The sequence below is a fragment of the Neorhodopirellula pilleata genome (assembly GCF_007859915.1).
Classification (GTDB): Bacteria; Planctomycetota; Planctomycetia; order Pirellulales; family Pirellulaceae; genus Rhodopirellula; species Rhodopirellula pilleata.
In genome coordinates, this window is sequence record NZ_SJPM01000005.1 from 224,680 (window position 1) to 245,256 (window position 20,577).

At 56.4% G+C, this 20,577-nt stretch carries 8 protein-coding genes (1 of these 8 only partly in view); 7 read left to right on the plus strand and 1 reads right to left on the minus strand.

Going from position 1 to position 20,577, the window contains the following annotated elements:
- Both Pla100_RS13645 and Pla100_RS13650 read left to right on the plus strand, forming a co-directional pair.
- Window positions 1–6,649, plus strand: the end of a protein-coding gene (locus tag Pla100_RS13645; RefSeq protein WP_197167922.1) for a LamG-like jellyroll fold domain-containing protein. It extends 20,795 nt beyond the left edge of the window; only the last 6,649 of its 27,444 coding nucleotides appear in the window; its start codon lies beyond the left edge, outside the window; the stop codon is at window positions 6,647–6,649.
- The gene (locus Pla100_RS13650; RefSeq protein ID WP_146578266.1) at window positions 6,646–8,616 is read left to right on the plus strand and encodes a hypothetical protein; all 1,971 of its coding nucleotides are present in this window, start codon (window positions 6,646–6,648) and stop codon (window positions 8,614–8,616) included. Before Pla100_RS13645 ends, Pla100_RS13650 begins: the two co-directional genes overlap by 4 nt.
- A 138-nt stretch (window positions 8,617–8,754) precedes the next feature.
- Here the strand turns inward: Pla100_RS13650 and Pla100_RS13655 are convergent, their stop codons facing one another.
- Window positions 8,755–9,351: an RNA polymerase sigma factor gene (locus Pla100_RS13655; RefSeq protein ID WP_146578267.1), complete on the minus strand. Its 597-nt coding sequence runs from the start codon at window positions 9,349–9,351 to the stop codon at window positions 8,755–8,757.
- 133 nt (window positions 9,352–9,484) lie between these two features.
- Between Pla100_RS13655 and Pla100_RS13660 the strand changes: the two genes are divergently transcribed.
- The 5 genes from Pla100_RS13660 to Pla100_RS13680 all read left to right on the plus strand — a co-directional run bounded on the left by Pla100_RS13660 (window position 9,485) and on the right by Pla100_RS13680 (window position 20,498).
- Window positions 9,485–12,760, plus strand: coding sequence for a protein kinase domain-containing protein (locus Pla100_RS13660; RefSeq protein WP_146578268.1), 3,276 nt, complete (start codon window positions 9,485–9,487; stop codon window positions 12,758–12,760).
- Window positions 12,750–14,279, plus strand: coding sequence for a serine/threonine protein kinase (locus Pla100_RS13665; protein ID WP_146578269.1), 1,530 nt, complete (start codon window positions 12,750–12,752; stop codon window positions 14,277–14,279). Before Pla100_RS13660 ends, Pla100_RS13665 begins: the two co-directional genes overlap by 11 nt.
- 143 nt (window positions 14,280–14,422) lie before the next feature.
- Window positions 14,423–15,769, plus strand: a complete 1,347-nt coding sequence (locus Pla100_RS13670) for a DUF1501 domain-containing protein (protein WP_146578270.1) — start codon at window positions 14,423–14,425, stop codon at window positions 15,767–15,769.
- Window positions 15,766–18,351: a DUF1549 domain-containing protein gene (locus tag Pla100_RS13675; protein ID WP_146578271.1), complete on the plus strand. Its 2,586-nt coding sequence runs from the start codon at window positions 15,766–15,768 to the stop codon at window positions 18,349–18,351. The genes Pla100_RS13670 and Pla100_RS13675 overlap by 4 nt, the downstream gene beginning before the upstream one ends.
- Entirely contained in the window at window positions 18,351–20,498 is a 2,148-nt protein-coding gene (locus Pla100_RS13680) for a hypothetical protein (RefSeq protein WP_146578272.1), read from the plus strand. The genes Pla100_RS13675 and Pla100_RS13680 overlap by 1 nt, the downstream gene beginning before the upstream one ends.
- The last annotated feature ends 79 nt before the right edge of the window (window positions 20,499–20,577 follow it).

Here is a 20,577-nt window from a genome sequence, read left to right on the forward strand (position 1 = left end):
TCACTTCCTGTTCGATTTAACAACGCCGACCGAAATGAGAATCCTTCGCGGGAGTCAAACGAGGACGTGGACAATTTCTCCGATCAACGATGGCGTTTACCATCACATCGCATTGACTCGCACACTCTCCGGCGATGTATATGAGCTGTTCATCGACGGGGTGACCCAAGGTACCGTGACGCATTCCTCTGGTTCGATGAGCATCCTCCCCGGCGGACTGTTTGTCGGTCAGGACCAGGACAGTATCGGAGGTGGATTTGATCCGCAGCAGGCTTTAAGAGGGGCGATTGATGATCTTGCGATATGGAATCGTGTTTTAACTGCTGATGAAATCCGTGCCGCTAGCGTGGGACGCATCGATGCGGACGATTCGAGCCTAAGTGTTTGGTACGACTTCGAAAATTTTGTCGGCGGTTTGCCTCAAGATCGCAGTCGAAATGCCCATCACGCGATCAGCAATACAGCGATACCGACGTCGGACACACCAATCGCGTTGAGAAACTCATTCGTTCTTACGGACAACGGCACTTACACGTTGACCGTCACCGCGTCAGATGGCGACGGCGGGTTCGACCGCAACGTCACGGAAATTGTTGTCGGCAATGTCGCGCCGGTGATCAACAGTTTGAATTCCGAGGTATCGAGTCCGTTAACCATCGGCACGCCGATCGCCCTCAATGCGAGAGATGTCGTCGACGCCGGATCGTTGGACACGTTCACCTACCTATGGGAAGTGACAACCAACAACGGCCAGGAAATCTTGTCTTCAAGCGATGAAGAATTTGATTTCACGCCTCTTTACGCAGGACAGTACACCGTCACGCTTTCGGTGACGGATTCCGATGAAGGAATCACGACTATAAGCGAGTCGTTCGACGTCGCACCGACGGCGGTCATCACGGCTCTGGCAACCACCCCTGTCGCCGGCAGCGTTGTTAATCTAACGTCCGAGCAATCGAGCTTGCTGGCACCTGCCGGACAACTGCGTGGAATCGATGACTCGGTGACCCGTCATTACGTTTGGGAGGTGTCGTTCGCCGGTAACCCGGTTGCCACGGGGACCTCGCAATCGCTTCAGTTCTTGCCGGTCGCGACGGGAACCTACACGGCCACCTTGACCATCCGCGACGTCTTTGCGAACGGGACGCCCGAACTGTCGCACAGTGAGGTGGTTAACTTCAACGTGGAGGCTGCCCCACCGATTTCGATCATCGGGCCGTCCGGATCGGCTCTCGAAGGTGAGTTGATGACATTCTCGATCGCGGGTTTGCCCGTAGTCGATGACACCGCAACTCGCGCGGTCGCATGGAACATCGTGCCCGATACGTTCGAGATGATCGCCACCGAAAATGCCGAAACGTTGACCATTCGTGCCACGGCTGATGGTAACTACACCATCGGCGTGTCGGTAACGGACACCTCGCTGTCGATTCCGTTTGTTCGTGTCGCGCAGGACAAGGTCGTCGCCGTCCAAGACGCGGTGCCTGTGATCGCGACCAATGGTGTCGCTGGCTTCGAAAACACACCGTTCAACCTGGTTGCCAGCGTCCTTGACTCGGGCATCCATGACCGCCACCGCTACTCGGTGGACTGGGGAGATGGGACGCCCATCTCGACGGGGATCGTTCAGAGTTTTGTTTCGTTGCCTGGCATCGCGACCTTGAATTTTGATGCGACCAATGCCGATGACGCGACTCCATTGGTTTGGGAAGGCGGTGCGCTCGATTCCGATCTGACCGGAGCAACGCTCGACACCGATGTAAGCAGTGGTCGAGGGATTACGCACGCATATGTGTTCACTGGATCCGGTGGCGGTTCGCTTGCGACGTTGTACTCGTTACCTGGTCGACCGACGGATAATTCCGCTGCGATCGAGATCGTGTTTCGCCCCAGCAATCTGACGGGGAACGAACTATTGATGGAAACCGGCGGTCTCACTGGTCTGTCAATTGCGACCGAAGGAGTCAGTGGCGGCTACCGAGTTCTGTTATCCGTAAGAGATGGATCCAGCAATCCACTGTTTGAACTTCGATCGCCGGTCATTCCGACTGTGGACGAGTTTGTACAAGTAGTTGCCATTTGGGACAAACAGGCTGATCAAATACGACTGTATTTAGACGGGGAGTTGGTGGATGTCGCGGACACCGAAGGTCAGCTCAGCAATTGGTCCGACGGTGCTGACGCGGGTCTTGGAAGTCGCGGCGGTTCGAGTACCGGTGGTTATGCCGACAACCCGTTTTCAAACTTCCAAGGTGAGATCGCGGCGTTTCGACTCTACGAATCGAGCGACATCGACTTTGCCGGTTACGGGCTTGCCGAATCTCACATCTATGAACAAGACGGGAACTATTCCGCAACGCTGACCGTGACCGACTTCGATGACCCGAGTGTCTTCAGCACGGTACCCGTTTTGATTGTGATCGATAACCTCGCACCCGATGCGGTGAACGACGACTTCAGCACAGACGAGAACAGTCCGCTGGAGTCACTCGTTCTGACGAGCAACGACACCGATGCTGGCACTTTGGACGTCTTGTCCATTTTCTCGGTCGATGCGACGTCGGCCCAGGGCGCTCGAGTTTCACTCGGCACCGATGGGAAGGTGACGTATCGTCCCGAGTTCTCAACCGTCCTCGCGAGTTTAGCGAACGGCGCGTCGACCACCGACACGTTTGAATATATCGTGACGGATGAAGCGGGGGCGCAAGACGTGGGCGTCGTGACGATCGCCGTAACGGGGGTGAATGATGCCCCACGTGCCTTTGGTGACCGAGTCTTCACGGACGAAAATGCGGGAAGCGTAACCGGCAACGTCCTGTTTAATGACACCGATGTAGATGACGGTTCGTCGCTGTCGGTCACTCAGTTCGCCGGTCAAACCGCCGGGGCTCAGGTCATCGGCTCCTACGGAACGCTGGACTGGAACTCAAACGGTACGTTTACTTACACGCTCGGGCCGGCAGCCCAACGACTGACCGCCGATCAACGGGTGACGGAAGTATTCAACTACACCGTTTCGGATGAGTTTTCGGCAGTCGATCCCTCGGCGTTGACCATTACCATTGAAGGCGGCAATGACGCTCCCGTGGCAAATGATGATGTCGGCAGTTTGGACTTAGGGACGATACCACCGACCACTTCGGGACGCTTGCTCGGAAACGATTCCGATCTCGACGGATCGTTCACGGTCAGCGGAGTCAACGGCGAACCCGATAAGGTCGGTGTTCAATTTCGTTTGCCATCGGGGGCATTGCTACGAGTGAAGGCTGATGGTGAGTACGAGTACGATCCCGACGGGGCATATGACTCACTCATGGCGGGAGTGACCGCTCAAGATTCATTCACTTACACCATCGCCGATCGTGAGGGTGCGATCTCGACGGCAAACGTGACGATCGACATTATCGGCAAGAACGACTTGCCGACCGGTGTCCGTTTATCGGGCACTCGCGTCAATACGGCGGCGACAACCGCGACGATCGTGGGAAGTTTCTCGACCATCGATATCGATAGTGGCGATTCCAGCACACTGACACTGACCAACGACGCGGGCGGCCGTTTCGAGCTGATAGGCTCGTTGCTTCAAGTCAAAGACCCATCCTTGTTGGTCGCCGGCCAAGGACATTTGGTCGAAGTGACCGCCGACAACGGCACTGCGGGAACGCTGACCCAGGTCTTCGCGATTCAGGTCCTAGCCGCGCCGATCAACCCGAACCTGGTGATCAATCTACCGGCCAACAACTCGACGGACGTCACCGTTCGTCGCAGCGGTAACGACATCCAAGTCGTCAACAACACCGCCGGCGGAACGATTCTTGTTTCCCAGTCGCTCGCGGCGACCAACTCGATCACCATCACGGGTTCCGATACCGTCATCGAACAAATGACTGTCGACTATGCCTCCGGCGGCTTCTTCGATTTGCCCGGCGACCTTGTCTTCAATGCCGGAAGTGGCAGCGATGATCGATTGGTTGTGCTGGGCGACCGCGCCGAAACGAGTGGGCGTTTCGTCTCCAGCAACAACGGACTGGGCAACGCCAGCTTGCAGATGAGCGAGGGATCCGAATCGACAACGATCCGCTTCACCAGTATCGAACCGATGGAACTGCGTGATCTGCAGCGGATGGTTTTCCAAGGCGACGTCGCGATCGGTTCGGCAACGTTGATTCTTGACGTCGACACACCGATCAACCTCGGCGATCTGACGTCCCTGGCCGGAGGCACGATCCAGTCGAGTAGTGCTCTGTCGCTCGGTGCCGACGAGATCCTGCAGGCTCATGGAACGATCAACGCCGCCATCTCCGCATTGCCCGGTTCGACCATCACCGCGACAGGAAGCTTGTCGCTCGGCGATGACTCAAGTCCGGCTGGCTTTGTCACCGGTGGAACGCTGAGTATCGGCAGTCACACGGTCACGCTGCTCGATAGCAACCAAGTCCAATTGGGAACACTAACCACTTTGGATGAAGGCACCATCGTCGCCGCCAACGGCGTCTTGATTGACGCGGGGGACAACGTCTCGGGGATCGGTACGATTGATTCTCCTGATAGCGTCTTTCAGGCGGTATTCAACAACGGAGCCATGTCGGGTGTGTTCTTCGGTCAAGAGTTGGAATTGACCGGATACGTCAAAGGCATCGGCTCGTTCGACTTTGTCTTCGTCTCCGGCACGTTCGCCCCTGGACTCAGTCCCAGCATCAGCAACATCGGCAACGTCCGATTAAATGACGTTGAAATCGAGATCGGTGGCACCTCGCCGGGATTCACCAACGACAGCCACGATCAAATCAACTCCAGTGGTTCGGTACTGTTGGAAGGCGAGTTGATCATCTTACCGTTCAACAATTTTGAAGCTTCGATCGGCGATACCTTCACGATTTTGACTGTTCAAAATTCGATCGTCGGGACGTTCACCAATGCCCCCGAAGGTGCCGTACTTCCCTTCGGCGACGTGGATCTGCGGGTCAACTACATCGGCAAATCCGTCATTCTGACTGCTGTGGAACGAGCCGCTTCGGCACCCAACGTTACCGCAGTGAATCTGGCCGCCAGTGCTTGGCCGAGCTTCGTCGCCTCCCACGTGGATTCTGTCAATTCGCGTGGATTTGACGTCACGGCCGCTACCGTCGATTCCCCCGCGTTTTCATCCGAAGTCCTCGATACCTTGCATAGCCAGTTCGCCGATGGCGATGGAGCGTCCCTGCAGCAAAGCAATTTCGGGTTGGCGGGTGTCAACACGACGGATTACTCGGGAAGAATTAGCTCGTTCACTTACGACGCTGCCAATCAACTCGTCACCCTGGGACTGAGTCAACCGCTCGGCCGGGACCGTTACCAGCTAACCATCACCGGCGGATACACGCTGAACTTCAGCGTCTTGCCGGGCGACCTCGACGGCAACGGTATCATCAACGAAGCCGAACTGTCGATTTACGACGCGGCTTACTTCAGCGAACCGGGAGACGCCAACTACAACATCCGCGCCGACGTCAACGGTGACGGCTTGGTCACGATCGGCGACCTGCAAGCCTTCAGCGACAACTTCGCGTTGAGCTTGCCTAGCGGAGTGGCCGGCTCGAATGCACTGATCGTCAACAGCCTTTCGTTGGTGACTGCGGGTTCTCAACAAACGTTATCCATCAACGGCGTGGAATTGGAATCGCAACCGCTCGGACAAGCGATCACGGTGAGCGGCTCCTCGCTCAACGACACGATCTCGCTGTCCGATTCATCCGAGTTGAATGTCTCGGTCGACGGCAAGGGAGGAATCGACCGTCTGATTCCACCAAGCGAAGGACAAACGATCGACTTGGTCAGCCGTCTTGCAAACGGACCCCTTCAATCGGTCGAGATTATCGACCTATCCGGCTTTGGAGCCAACGACTTGATCGTCAATGCCGAGGTGATTCGAACGATGTCACCAGGTTCCAAGACATTGATGGTGACGGCTGAACCGAACGACCGAGTGCTCGTGACGGATCCGTTTGAGATCACCAGCACTCGGGTCGGCAACGGAACCTTGCACGTGATCGCAAGATTCGAAGACACGATCTTGCAAATCACGGGGATGAATTGGACCAACCCGTTGAACCCGTACGACGTCGACGCGTCTGGAAATGTCTCGGCCCTTGATGCGTTGAAGATTATCAATCGGCTCAACGACAACGAAGACATCGCCGGCGAAGAAGTGACGTTGGTCGATCCGGCGTTGTTGGCTGTGTTCGGTCTGGAGTTCTACGACACGTCGGGTGACGGGAACTTGACGGCATTGGATGCATTGCGGGTGATCAATGAACTCAACCGGATCGCCCCCGGCGGCGAAGAGTCGTTGATCGCCGAGTCCGAACCGATTGGCGTCCTCACTAATCGTACCCCGACTATTAGTGCCTCCGCGATCAATGTGATCGCTGATACGGCGTTGATGATCGTGGACACGCCAGCGGAACCGATGTTGTTTGCAGCGACGCGTGACGTGACGGAGGCGGATTTGTGGTCCGAACCGATGTTGAAGACCGGTGGTGCGATCACCGCGAGCGAGAGCGAGGCGTTGGATTGGGTGGAGTTACCAGACTCTGAACCGAACGAATCGCAAGCATCGATGGTGGACGAAGCGCTCGCGGATTGGTTCCTCGACGGAGAGTTGTCATGAATGATTTCGCCCCCGTAGGCTGGGTGAAGGCGCTTCGCCGCACACCCGGCATGCTGTTTCAATCGGCGCGTACTCGTTGGAATTGCCGGGTCTCCGCCGAAGCGGCTGCGACCCAGCCTACGCTGGCTGCGTGGGTTGTTAGCTTCGCTGCGATCTTGATGGCTTGGATGTTGGCCGGTTCTCCCGTAGGCTGGGTGAAGGCGCTTCGCCGCACACCCGGCAGGCTGTTTCAATCGGCGCGTACTCGTTGGAATTGCCGGGTCTCCGCCGAAGCGGCTGCGACCCAGCCTACGTTGGGTGCGTGCGTTGTTAGCTTCGCCACAACCTTGATGGTGTGGATGTTGGCTTGTTCTCCCGTAGGCTGGGTGAAGGCGCTTCGCCGCACACCCGGCAGGCTGTTTCAATCATCGCGTACTCGTTGGAATTGCCGGGTCTCCGCCGAAGCGGCTGCGACCCAGCCTACGTTGGGTGCGTGCGTTGTTAGCTTCGCAGCGGTCTTGATGGCGTGGATGCTGGCTTGTTCTCCCGTAGGCTGGGTGAAGGCGCTTCGCCGCACACCCGGCATGCTGTTTCAATCGGCGCGTTCTCATTGGAATTGCCGGGTCTCCGCCGAAGCGGCTGCGACCCAGCCTACGTTGGCTGCGTGCGTTGTTAGCTTCGCTGCGATTTTGATGGTGTGGATGCCGGCCGGTTCTCCCGTAGGCTGGGTGAAGGCGCTTCGCCGCACACCCGGCAAGCTGTTTCAATCGGCGCGTTCACGTTGGAATTGCCGGGTCTCCGCCGAAGCGGCTGCGACCCAGCCTACGTTGGCTGCGTGCGTTGTTAGCTTTGCTACGATCTTGATGGCTTGGATGCTGGCCGGTTCTCCCGTAGGCTGGGTGAAGGCGCTTCGCCGCACACCCGGCAGGCCTTTCCAATCATCGCGTTCACGTTCGAATTGCCGGGTCTCCGCCGAAGCGGCTGCGACCCAGCCTACGCTGGCTGCGGGGGTTGTTAGCTTCGGTGCGATTTTGATGGCGTGGATGTTGGCCGGTTCTCCCGTAGGCTGGGTGAAGGCGCTTCGCCGCACACCCGGCAGGCTGTTTCAATCGGCGCGTTCTCGTTGGAATTGCCGGGTCTCCGCCGAAGCGGCTGCGACCCAGCCTACGTTGGGTGCGTGTGTTGTTAGCTTCGCTGCGATTTTGATGGCGTGGATGTTGGCTTGTTCTCCCGTAGGCTGGGTGAAGGCGCTTCGCCGCACACCCGGCAGGCTGTTTCAATCGGCGCGTTCTCGTTGGAATTGCCGGGTCTCCGCCGAAGCGGCTGCGACCCAGCCTACGTTGGCTGCGTGCGTTGTTAGCTTCGCTACGATCTTGATGGCTTGGATGCCGGCCGGTTCTGCGGACGCGGCGTTCGTGATTCAATTCGATCCCAGCCAAACGACCGTACAAAGTAACGGCAGCGACCAAGTCTTCACGATTGATGTTTTAGTGACGCACGATGGTTTGGCAGGCCCGTCGGTGTTTTCCGGATTCACGTTTCGATTAAACGATCCCGGCACAGATTTAAGCTATTCCAACGCCGGAGAAGCGGATTTCGCGTTCACCCAAGCTCCGATAATCGATCTGTCCCACAACACCAATCTGTACTCACTCGGAGCGGCATCAAACAATACCGAGTACACCGTCATAAGCGGTCAAACCAAACGCTTGATGTCGGTTGATTTCCTGTTAAAAGGTTCGGTAGATAGCGGCACATTTGCGTTGGATTTAACCTTGGTCGATGCCAAACGCGGCACGGCCAACACGGGCGGAATGGTGGACATCTCTTCGTTCACCACCGTGATGGACGGCTTGTTCACGGTCAACAACGCCATCGCGGTACCGGAGCCCGGCACGCTCGGGGTTTTGGTGATCTTTGGGGTTGCCATGATGGGGTCTCGGCGCAAGCGGCTGGTGAATTACTCGGCACCAAAACCCGACGCGTGAGTTTTGAGCTTGCACTTTCTTCGTAACCCGCTGCGTAAGCGAGGGATCATTGATATGGACTCATCCCTCGCTTACGCAGCGGGTTACGATTAAATCAACACGCAGTGGCGTCGGGCTACGCGTTAGTTCAACAGCCCGTTACAGACCGATGAAATCACGCAATCTTGCAAGTACGCGAAACTTGGCTTGGCGGATCGCACCGGTCGTCATGTTGAGGCGTTTGCTGATCTCGTCGACGGGCATGTCTTCGACTGCCGACAGCCAGAATGCTTGCCAAGTGTGTGGTTCGAAATCACCTTTAATGATCTCGGCCGCACGACGAACGACTTCGCCTTCGGCGGTCTCGTCGATGATAACCTCGTCGTCGTTGATCCAGTCCGGGACCTGCGCCAAAAATCCATTCGCCGATGACCCACCGCGCGCTTGAATGGTTTCATTGAGACGCTTGAAATGACCCGCGATGGCGTTGCGGGTGATCGTCCACAACCAACCCCGAAAACTGTCACCTTCCCGACCGAAATTCGCCCGGTCGAATCCGACACAGACCGCTCGAAATACCTCTTGGGTGACATCCACCACGTCACTCTGTTGCAGCCCCGCCTTACGACACCAGTAGTGAATCAGCGGCGTGTACAAATGAACGAATTGGTGCCAACTGTCCGACTTACCCCGTTTCATGTCCTCGAGCAATCCGAAGGAGGTCGAATAGTCGGACGGTGAGTTGGATGAGGGCATTCGAACCAGCCGAGCAAGTCAAAAAAGAGCGTTTCAACGGACGTGTAGCGGTATTAGCTTACCCAAATCGGGGTGATGGTGTAAGCTATCAGTCTGTCCAAGTCCCCATGATTCCTTCAGGACCATTGATACATTGAATGATCCGAAACGTGGCGACGGTGATCCGATCGTCGATCGTATTGACGAGTCGCTCGAAGTCACTTCGGACGACGCGATTTCCCACGAGATGGGCTCCAAACTCTTCACTGAGGGAAGTGGAGTCTCGCCACTGACGAAAACGATCCAGGTTTCATCGGATCAGCGAAAAAACCGCCGATCCATCGGACAAACCGTCGGAAATTACGAGGTTCTGGAGTTCCTGGGCCAGGGAGGCATGGGAACCGTTTTCCGAGCCCGACATCTGAAGCTCGGCAAGGAAGTGGCGTTGAAGCTGATCCGTCAGCGCGCCCTGACTAGCGAAGTGGCCCTGGCGAGATTTGATCGCGAGTTGCGCGCCGTCGGAAGACTCGATCATCCCAACATCGTTCGCGCGTTGGACGCTGGTGAATTCCAAGACGTAACGTTTCTCTCCATGGAGTTGCTTCGTGGAGTCGATTTGGATGAAGTGACCGGTGAGTCGGGCACGCTCGATTTGGCGGATGCCTGCGAGGTTATTCGGCAAACCGCGATCGGGTTGAAGTACGTTCACGATCAAGGGCTAATCCACCGCGACATCAAGCCCTCCAACCTGATGCTCTGTCGCGATTCGGTCAATCGAGTCTGCGTCAAGATCATGGACTTGGGACTCGCGCTCATTCAAGCGGAACCGGAAGACGATCGATTAACCGGCGAAGGCATGGCGATCGGAACGTTTCGTTATATGTCCGTCGAACAGGCCCGCAATACTCGGTCGGTCGATCATCGCGCCGATATCTATTCACTTGGTGCCACGCTCTACCGACTTCTGTGCGGGACGCCGCCCTATTCGAAAGAGCAGTTTGAAACTCACACCCAGTTGCTGATGGCGTTGATGTCCGGTGTGGTTCCTGATTTCAAGGACAAGGCTCCGGATCTTCCGGCGGAACTCACCTCGCTGATCGCACGCATGCTCGCATCCGAACCAGGGCAGCGACCTCAGGATCTATCCGAAGTGATCGAGATCCTTGCGCCGTTCTCTCAGTCCCATCAATTGGACACGCTTCTGGATCACAGCCTTCGGCAGCGATCCGTCGACACCGGTCAAAGGAGTCGTGAGGAAGCAAGTGCCTTCGATTTGATCGAGAAACTGGTAGGTCCTCGCATGGATGATGCGGATCAATCGGAAATCAGCTTCGATGCCGAGTCGAGCAACATCGAGATCCTGCACCAACGCGTCCGTCGCATTTGGATCGACGGGGTGCTCGGCCGGACGAAAGATCATACCCATCTTTTTTCGATCAACCGTGAAGTCGTCAGCGAATGCGTTGACAGCCCTTGGGATGGGATTGCCGAAAACCCGCTGCGAGGAGTCGATACTCAAGATTCGATCGATCGTTTGTTCAAGCACGCCGAACGGTCGCTGCTGATCTTGGGAGACGCGGGCGCGGGAAAATCAACGACCATGCTGGAGCTGACGGAGTCTTTGCTGACTCAGTCGGCACGGAGTCGGTTTTCAACCGTCCCTGTGCTGTTGCATCTTTCATCGTGGTCGCCTCGGATCGGTTCCTTGGAACAATGGATCATCAATGAACTGATCGCCAAGTATCAGATTCCCAAACGAATCGGACAAGAATTCATTGATGAGAATCGACTCATCTTGTTACTCGACGGTCTCGATGAAGTTCGCCCCGCCGATCAACGTGCTTGTATCGAATCGATCAACCAGTTCATGGCGCAGTCGACACCGTCGGGATTGGTTGTTTGTTCACGGTACAGCGACTACGTCGCAATCGGACATCGACTTCGCTTGCACGATGCGATTCGTCTTCAACCGTTGACCGCCGAACAGATCGCGGCATCGATCTCGGGGTCGACCGGCGAACGAGGGGCATTGATGACCGCCTTGGCGAAACACCCCTCGTTATTAGAACTGGCAAGTTCACCACTCATGCTCAACATGATGAAGGTGAGCTTCGATAACACCAGCAAGGAGTCGATGGAAAGTTTCGGCACCATTGAGAGTGCCCGCGAACATCTTTTCAATACCTACATTGACGAAGCCTTTCGTGGAGAAAAATCATCCACGGCAAGGTTCACGAAGGACGAAACGCTTTCTTGGTTGTCGTGGATTGCCAAACAGATGCAGACGCGAAACATGACCATGTTTCAGGTCGGCGAAATTCAAGCGGATTGGTTGCCGACGATTTCCCAACGTCTGAGTTATTTGCTCGCTTTGGGGCTCAGCCTGGGAACCGTATCGGGCGTCGTTACCATGTATTTTTGGTATCGGTTGATGCCCATCATGGATACCGCAGAATCCACACCGCTGCATTCCTTGCTATGGCTCATGCTGCAATTGCCGGTGTGGTGGACGCAAGTTTGCTTCTTGGACCTTTTCGTCTTCTCCAGTCGATTGCCCCAAGGTTGGTGGAAACGTTCTTTCAGCGGTTTGGCGAAAACGCTCGTTTATTGGGCTCTTTGGATGCTTTGGCCGATCGTTGGTGGTGTTACCGGGGTCTGGACGACCGGATGGACCGTTGCGAACGTGCTCCTGGGCGTGCTGACCGGCGCGTCGGTCGGCATATTGGGGCGTCGTAAACGAGTCACCGTCGACGTCGATGTGGCGCAATCGTTGGGCATTTCTGCCTCGGGAACGTTCCAAGGTTGGGCCGTCGGTTATGCGGTGGGTTTTTGTGTTTATGCGACCTACGCGGTCTTGTATTCGCTTTATCTTTTGGAAGAGCCCCCGGCCTGGTTTCCCTATTTTTGGCAAAACGAAGAGGAATGGTGCGTAAGCGTGACTTGGCCTCTTGCATTCAGTTCGGTTGGCTTGGTCGCCGGAGGATTGGTGCCTCGTTTGAGCCGAGAGAAAACCTCGGCCGATCAAAGTGTCCGCATCTATTTTCGCAACCTCTTGATCGCAGGTTGTTTTTCGATGCTCGCCGTTTTCGTGGTCGGAATGTTCGACCTGCAGTATTGGCTATCGTTGCCTGAGAACACGCTTGAATTTTCGCTTTGGGAAAGGGCGATGTTGATGTCAGGCGGATGTGTTTATGCCTCGTTCTATATGGCTTTGTGCTTTGGCGGATTGGACCTGCTCGTTCATTCGCTGTCCCGAATCGTGTTGAGCATCGATGGTATGCTTCCCCGAAATCTTTCTGAGTTTATGAAACACTCGACCCGCCTCGGTTTACTTCGTCGGGCAGGCGGTGCCCACATCTTCGGACACCGTCTGTTGCAGGAGTACTTCGCCGAGAAAGAGAATGACGTGAATTCGTTCCATGGCTCATGAACGACATGCCAATTGCGGGCAATCGAACTTCAAACAGTGCCTACTGACTTGCTTGATGACCGCGAGTGAATCGCGTCTCGAAGATGCCGATCGTTGTGAAGTATGCCAAGTTACTTGCGAACAACTCGATCAAGAGATCCGCCGGGTTGGGGCACAGCTCGCGTCCGCCAGGGCGGAAGAACATGACGCTGATGTGAATGTTGCCATCGATCGAAACCTAACGGCCACTAGCATGTCGAACGGGATCTCGGTCGGGGCGGCGACAAACAGCGAATTGAGGCCCTTCACGTTTCCTGAAATAAACGGTTACCAACTACGTCAATTACTCGGCGACGATGGGTCCAAGGCAATCTACCTGGCAACTCACCATCGATTGCAAAAAGACGTTGCCGTTTGCATCCTTCCGGAAAGATTGATCGGCGATCCTGTGACCGCCTTTCGATTCGACCTCGACATCAAGAAACTGGCGGCCCTTGAGCATCCGTCGTTGGCCACCGTACTGGACGTCGGTTTCGTCAACGGAGATCGGTTTGTCGTGACCGAGTGGGTCGACGGAGTCGATCTGGAAACACTGATTCAAGACTTTCCCCTCGAGGTCCCCGATGTTTGCGAGATCGGTCGGCAGGTTGCATGCGTCATGGCCGAAGCACATCAACAATCACTCATTCACGGTAGGCTTCATGCGGCCAACATTGTCCTTACATCGGATCCTTTGGGCTGTCCTTTGATTCGGATTTTGGACCTTGGTTTAATACCTTGTCCAATTGGCGTTGACGAACGAACTGACATCATTTCGTTGGGGCATTTTCTTGCGTATGCCTTGACTGGATCGGTTCCCGATTTGCAAGGCGAAGTCAAATGGGAAGCGGAAGCACTGGACGTGCCATCGGACTTGTCCGACCATATCGAACGAATGATGACTGGCTCCCCTGGTCGATGCCCTGCGTCCATGGCGGAGGTCGCTGAATCGCTGGCTCCATTTGCCAGAGGGCATGACCTCCGTCGGATTCAGTTGAGCCATGCCCCGAAAGTGCGCCGATCGCTAACGAAAAAAACGCCAGCGATTTCGTTCGTAGACCAACCGGTAACAGAACGAACCGCTGAAGGAATCAACGAGGTGCCTCGAGCCCAAGCGTTCGCTGAAGCGGGGCAAATCAATCGAATGATCGGTGTGTTCATTGGGATTGTCCTGTTCTTGTCGATCGGCCTCGTGATCGCTGGCGCCACGCTTTGGTCGTACACCGACGGTGGTTACGTCTCGATCAAGCCAGATACGTCGATCCTTGGCACCCCCGTTAGCGGAGTTCTTACGGTTCTTCGCGATGGCGAACGGGTTGAGTCCGTCGAGCTCAACGCAACCACGCTCGCCGTCCCCCGGTGGTATCGCGCGGGCGAGTTCGAAGTGTCGTTTGAGTTCACCGGATCTCCGACTTCCCAGGTTGATTGGGAGCCGAAGCGATTCATTCTTCGCCGCGGCAAGAACGCTGTGATTTCGCTGCGTCAATCGATCGAGGAATAGGCATCGTAACGACTCTCTCCAGAAAGGTTGCGTGGAATCACCTAGTGCGGCTATAATGTGACTCCACACGCCGCTCGTGTCGGTGGATTTCACCCGCCCGAGTCCTACCCCATCATCCCACCTGCCTACCCCACGGCCTGATCATGTTGACGATCAAGGGTCCCTCGAGCCGTTATTGCGATGGACGCAATCGACGTAGTTTTTTGAAGATCGGCGGATTATCGTTCGGCACCGGCGGTCTCTCGCTGGCCGATTTGTACCGCGCCGAGGCTTCGTCACGATCCCCGCGATCACACAAATCGGTGATCAACATTTTCTTGGCTGGCGGTCCACCGCATCAGGACATGTGGGACATCAAGACCGAAGCCCCCAGCGAAGTGCGTGGCGAATTCCAACCGATCAACACCAACGTCCCTGGCATTCAGATCGGCGAGGTGTTCCCAAAGCTCGCCGGATTGATGGACAAGTCGGTGGTCATCCGCAGCGTCGTCGGTTGCCGCGGCGGGCACGACGGTTTGCAATGCTTGACCGGGTGGGACAACACTTCACTGAAGAGCTTAGGCGGTCGTCCTTCTATCGGGTCCGCCGCCGCGAAGGTGTACGGCCCGGTCGATCCGTCGGTGCCTCCCTTTGTCGGGCTTGCCGCGCCGACTCGACATGTCCCGTGGTCGGATTCAGGGCAGGCCGGATTCCTTGGATCGGCGTATTCGCCCTTCAAGCCCGATGGACCGGGCATGCAGAACATGACACTGAAAGGAATTTCGTTTGATCGATTGCAAGATCGTCGCCGGTTATTGAGCGAACTGGACACGATGCGACGAGACATCGACGTTACCGGCGCGATGGAAGGCATGGACGCGTTCGGCCAACGGGCACTCGATGTGTTAACGAGCAGCAAGTTGGTCGACGCGTTGGATCTGTCCAAAGAAGACCCAAAAACTGTCGCTCAGTACGGAGATGGAAAACCGTACAACTATCAATTCGACGGTGCACCGACTTGTAACGATCAATTGCTCGTGGCTCGTCGTTTGGTCGAATCCGGCGTCCGCGTTGTTAGTCTCAGTTACGGACGTTGGGACAGTCACAGCAAAAACTTTGATCTGGTTCGTGATCACGGATCGAAACTAGACCAGTGCTTGAGCGCCTTGGTCAATGACCTGGACCAGCGGGGCATGCTCGATGACGTCGCGATCGTTGTTTGGGGTGAGTTCGGACGAACTCCTACGATCAACGCCAACGCCGGACGCGATCACTGGACAAAAGTGAGTTGTGCTTGGTTGGCGGGTGGCGGATTGAAAACCGGCCAAGTGATCGGCGCGACCAACCGCATGGGAGAGGAAGCCGTCGAGCGTCCGGTCACCATGCAAGAGATCGTCGCGACCTTGTATCACACCTTGGGCATCGACACCCACTCCACCACCATCGCCGATCCGACGGGGCGGCCTCAGTTCCTCGTCGACAGTGATCCGATCGCCGAGTTGGTCGCATGAACGCAGCCGAACTGAAACACGTTCCCCGTCGTCGGATCGTTCGCACGTACTTGGCATTTGCCTCGCTGCTTTTTTGCATGTCGACGAACTTGGTTGCTGAAAACACACCCGCCGACAAGGGTCCCTCAACCGTGGACGCCACGCTGCGGATCGACAACATCGGCGATGGTGCGGCCACCGAGCTTGTCGGAACAGACGCACGATTGCAACTGATCGTTTCGCGATCCGATGCCGGCGGACTGACCACCGACTGGACACGCCGAGTCAAATTCAACACGACTCCCGACGGTTTGGTTTCAATCGATTCCACCGGCTTGGTCACTCCACTTGCCGATGGAATCGTGACGGTGCAAGCGACCGCAGACAATGGTGTCACGGCAACTTCCAAGCTGACGGTGTCCGGCACCGGACGGGAACAACCGGTCAGCTTCGTCGGGCAAGTCGTTCCGATCTTTACCAAGTTGGGATGCAACGGCGGCGGATGTCACGGCAAGATCTCCGGACAAAACGGGTTTCGGCTGTCATTGCTCGGGTTCGAAGCGGAAGAAGATCACAAACGCTTGATCGCGGAATCTCGCGCCCGACGCGTTTCCTTGGCTGCACCGGATCGAAGTCTGTTGCTGATGAAAACGATCAACGCGATGCCCCACGGTGGCGGAGCGAGGACCGATCGCGATTCACATGAATATCGTGTCATGCGTCGCTGGATCGCCCAAGGCATGAAGTTTGATCAAGGCGAAATCCGTTCGGTCAGTTCGATTCGATGCTTTCCGGAAGTCCGACGGATGGCGGCCGGTAGCGAGCAACAACTCGCCGTGATCGCGACTTATAGCGACGGCACCGTCGAAGACGTCACTCGCGCGGCCGTTTATGAATCCAACGATCTCCAGATGGCGGAAGTCGACGAGACGGGTCTCGTTCGGTGCGGGGAAATGGTCGGCGACGTCGCCGTCATGGCGCGGTACCAAGGGCATGTGAGCGTGTTCCTCGCTGAAGTCCCGCTGCATTCAGATCGACGATCGGCACCGGACATGCCGAACAAGCTGGTTTCGATCCAAGGGGATGCGAATACGCCGCAAGCAACAAATGTGGTGGATCGTTTTGTTCAGAAGAAGCTTGATTCGCTTGGCATTCCCGCATCGCCGCCTTGCGATGACGCGACGTTTGTGCGCCGCATCACACTCGATCTAACCGGCCGTCTCCCCACGCTCGAGGAAACCGATACGTTCCTTTCTAACGAGGCATCGGACAAACGTGCCCGCAAGATCGACGAGCTCTTGACCAGTGATGATTACGCGTCCTTCTTTGCTCGAAAATGGAGCGTGATCCTACGCAATCGACGCGCCGGCGGTCCACTGCAAACCTCGAACATGTTGTTTCATCATTGGTTGAAGGAGTCGTTGCGTACCAACAAGCCTTACGACCAGTTTGTCGATGAGTTACTCACCGCCAGTGGCTCGTTATTTAGCAATCCCGCCACCGCGTGGTTGTCGCAGGTCACCGACCAAAACGAACGGGTCGAAGACATCAGCCAATTATTCTTGGGCCAGCGCATTCAATGCGCCCGTTGTCACCATCATCCTTACGAGAAATGGAGTCAGGAGGACTATGCCCGAATGTCGGCGTTCTTTTCAACGATCGCAAAAAAGACCGATGGCGTGGACGTGACGTTTGTCACCCGAATCGCAACCCCGTCGGCCAACCATCCCAAAACAGGTCAGTCGGTCGCACCTGCCGGGCTCGATTCCGAACCGATTCAGCCCGACGTGGCGGCCGATCCTCGGCGGGCACTGAGTGAATGGGTGACGTCGCCGGACAACCCATTTTTTGCCAAAGCACTCGTCAACCGCTATTGGAAACACTTCATGGGGCGTGGATTGGTCGAACCCGAAGACGATTTGCGGGTCACCAATCCGCCCTCGAATCCCGAATTGATGGATGCGATGGCGGCGGCATTGGTTGAGTCGAAGTACGATCTGAAATCGTTGATCCGCTTGATTTGCAATTCGGCGGCGTATTCCGCATCCTCCGATGCCGTGGCCGACAACTTGATCGACCGCCGTAGTCATTCACGTTACTATCCCAAACGTTTGCAAGCCGAAACGTTATTGGATTCGATCGACTCCGTCACCGGCGCAACCACGACCTTCGCCGGAATGCCGACTGGAACGCGCGCGGTGGAATTGCCCGACACTGGGTTCGATTCGTATTTCTTGTCCGTGTTTGGACAGCCCGACTCAAAGACCGCCTGCGAGTGCGAGCGTTCGTCGGACGCGAATTTGGCCCAGAGCCTGCACCTGCTCAACTCGGAACAGATGCAAATGAAACTGACCCATGAGCAAGGCCGAGCCGCCATGCTTGCGTCCGACACTTCTCGACCGACCGAAGCCAAGATCGCCGAGCTTTACAAACTCGCTTTGAGTCGCAAGCCGACGGACACGGAACTCCAATCGACACTGAGTTACTTGGAATCGCCTGCGAATCAGGAATCACCTGATTCGAAAGAGCCTCATCCCCGAGAACGCTGGGAAGATTTGATCTGGGCGCTGGTCAATTCGAAAGAGTTCTTGTTTAACCACTGATGTCCCACCGACCCAAGATTAATCGAGTCGAATCGCAACCCGAGCGATCGCGACACGTTCACGGCGTGCTCGTCGCGGCGCTGTCCCTGTTTTGGGGTGGCGGCGATGCGCTCGCGCAACTGCCTGTCATCGGACTGCGATCACTCTCCCAGTCGTTCTTTGCTCCAGGCGAAACTTACGAAGTCTCGATCGCCGAGGGCGCCAACACAGATGAGGTTCGCGAACTTCTAGTATCACATCCGGGGATCACCGCAACGTTGGTCAACGGCGAGCCCAGACCGTTCACCGGCAATGACATGTCACGTTACGGTAACTTTCGCGTTAGCATCGCGGCGGATGTTCCTGAAGGGCGATACGAAGCCAGCGCGGTCGGCCGTTTCGGAATCTCGAATCCACGGTCCATCGTCGTTCAAAATGCTGTTCGCATTGTTCCCACAGTGGGAAATACCGCGACGACTGCGACTTCCATCGAAGCCGGACCGATCTATTGTCGTCGCACTTCGCCTCAGCAACGGGATTACTATTCCTTCGTCGCGGTTCCCGGCAAGCAGTACGCGTTGCGTTTGATCGCACAAGCGGTGGATTCCCAACTGATCGGTGCGGTTTCAATTCTCGATGTCGCTGGGCGGACGCTCGACAGCGCGATTGGAAGCGATCATTCTGACTTGCAGATGACTTTAACGGCCACCGATAGTCGTCCGCTAACCATCGCGGTGCATGATGCGTTATACCGAGGCGGCGCAGCCTACCAATACGGCATCCAATTGGTCGAAGGTGATGCGACGCAGAATGCATTGCAAACCGAGGATCCTAAATCGGTCAGTGTTGAAAAGCGTGATCCCACTTGGGTCGAAGAATCCGGCTCGCCGATTCCGCTTGAAGTTCCCGCCTTGGTCGAGGCGACTTTCGATTCTGCCGATGACGTTGATCAATACACGTGCCAACTTTTTAAGAATCAGCCGGTCCACATCGAAATCGTTTCGGATCGGATGGGCGAGCCGACCGACGCCCGATTGATCATCGACCGATCGGTCGCCAATGCATCGGGGGTGCCAACGTGGCAGCGGATCGCGACTTTCGACGACGGTCCCAATCTTTCGGACTCCGTTGTTCGGCTTGGCACAGGCGACCCCATCACCACCTTTCAACCTCCCGAAGATGGTGAATATCGAATCACCGTCTTCGATTCGGACACAGGCCAATCACTCGGCAACCGTCAACGCTACCAACTCGCGATCGGTCCGCCCCGAAGTGATTGGCAGCTTCTGGCCTACCAAATCTACCCGCACAAAGACGCCAAGACCTCTCAGCCTTCGGGATCGCATTTGGCCCGAGCCGGTGCGACGACGATTCGAGTGTTTGTCAATCGCCATTCGATGTCGGGGCCGATCCGGGTCTCAATCCCCGAATTGCTTCCCGGGCTTTCGTGTCGTCCGGCTTGGATTGCGGGAAACCAAAACCGGACGGACTTGGTGATCACGGCATCGGATCAGGCCCCGACGCAATACGGCTCGATCAAGATTGTCGGCGAGGCATCCCGGGATGGGCAAAACGAATCCGGCACCGCACGTGTCGCGACGGTCGTCTGGCCACAAGACGGTTATCGCACCGCCGCGCTCACTCGATTAACCGATCAATTCATGATCGCGTCATCGGAATGGGATACCGACCCGATCAGCATTCATGCCGGTGGCGACGAGACCGTCGTCGCGAAGAAGGGAACCAAGGTCACTGTACCCATCAAGGTGACGCGCCGCGAAGGCGGGGCCGACGTCATCGTCTTGAGGGCTCAAGGATTGCCACCCGGTGTAGCCGCCGGTGACCTGACGATCGCCAAAGATAAATCAGAAGCCGAATGGACGATCGACGTTAAAAACGATGCCTTCGTCGGGACCTATACATTCTGGGGCCAAAGCGAAACGAAGGTCAAGTTTTCCGTCAATCCACAAGCACTGGTGCGCGAGACAGAGTACCGCGACGCCTTGAAAACCTTGCGCAGCAATCCAGAACGGTCCAATGATCATGCCCAGATTGACAAAGAAATTGCCGAGGCGGAAAAGCGAATTGAGGCAATCAAGAAACAAGTCGCTGCCAAAGATTTGACGGTCTACGTCGCATCACCACCGATCACGCTCGAAGTGCAGTGAGCGAACGGTCGTAACGAATGCATTCACACGGGCTCCCATCATCCCTCCTTCCCACCCCGCCCAGCGCCATGATGCGTGA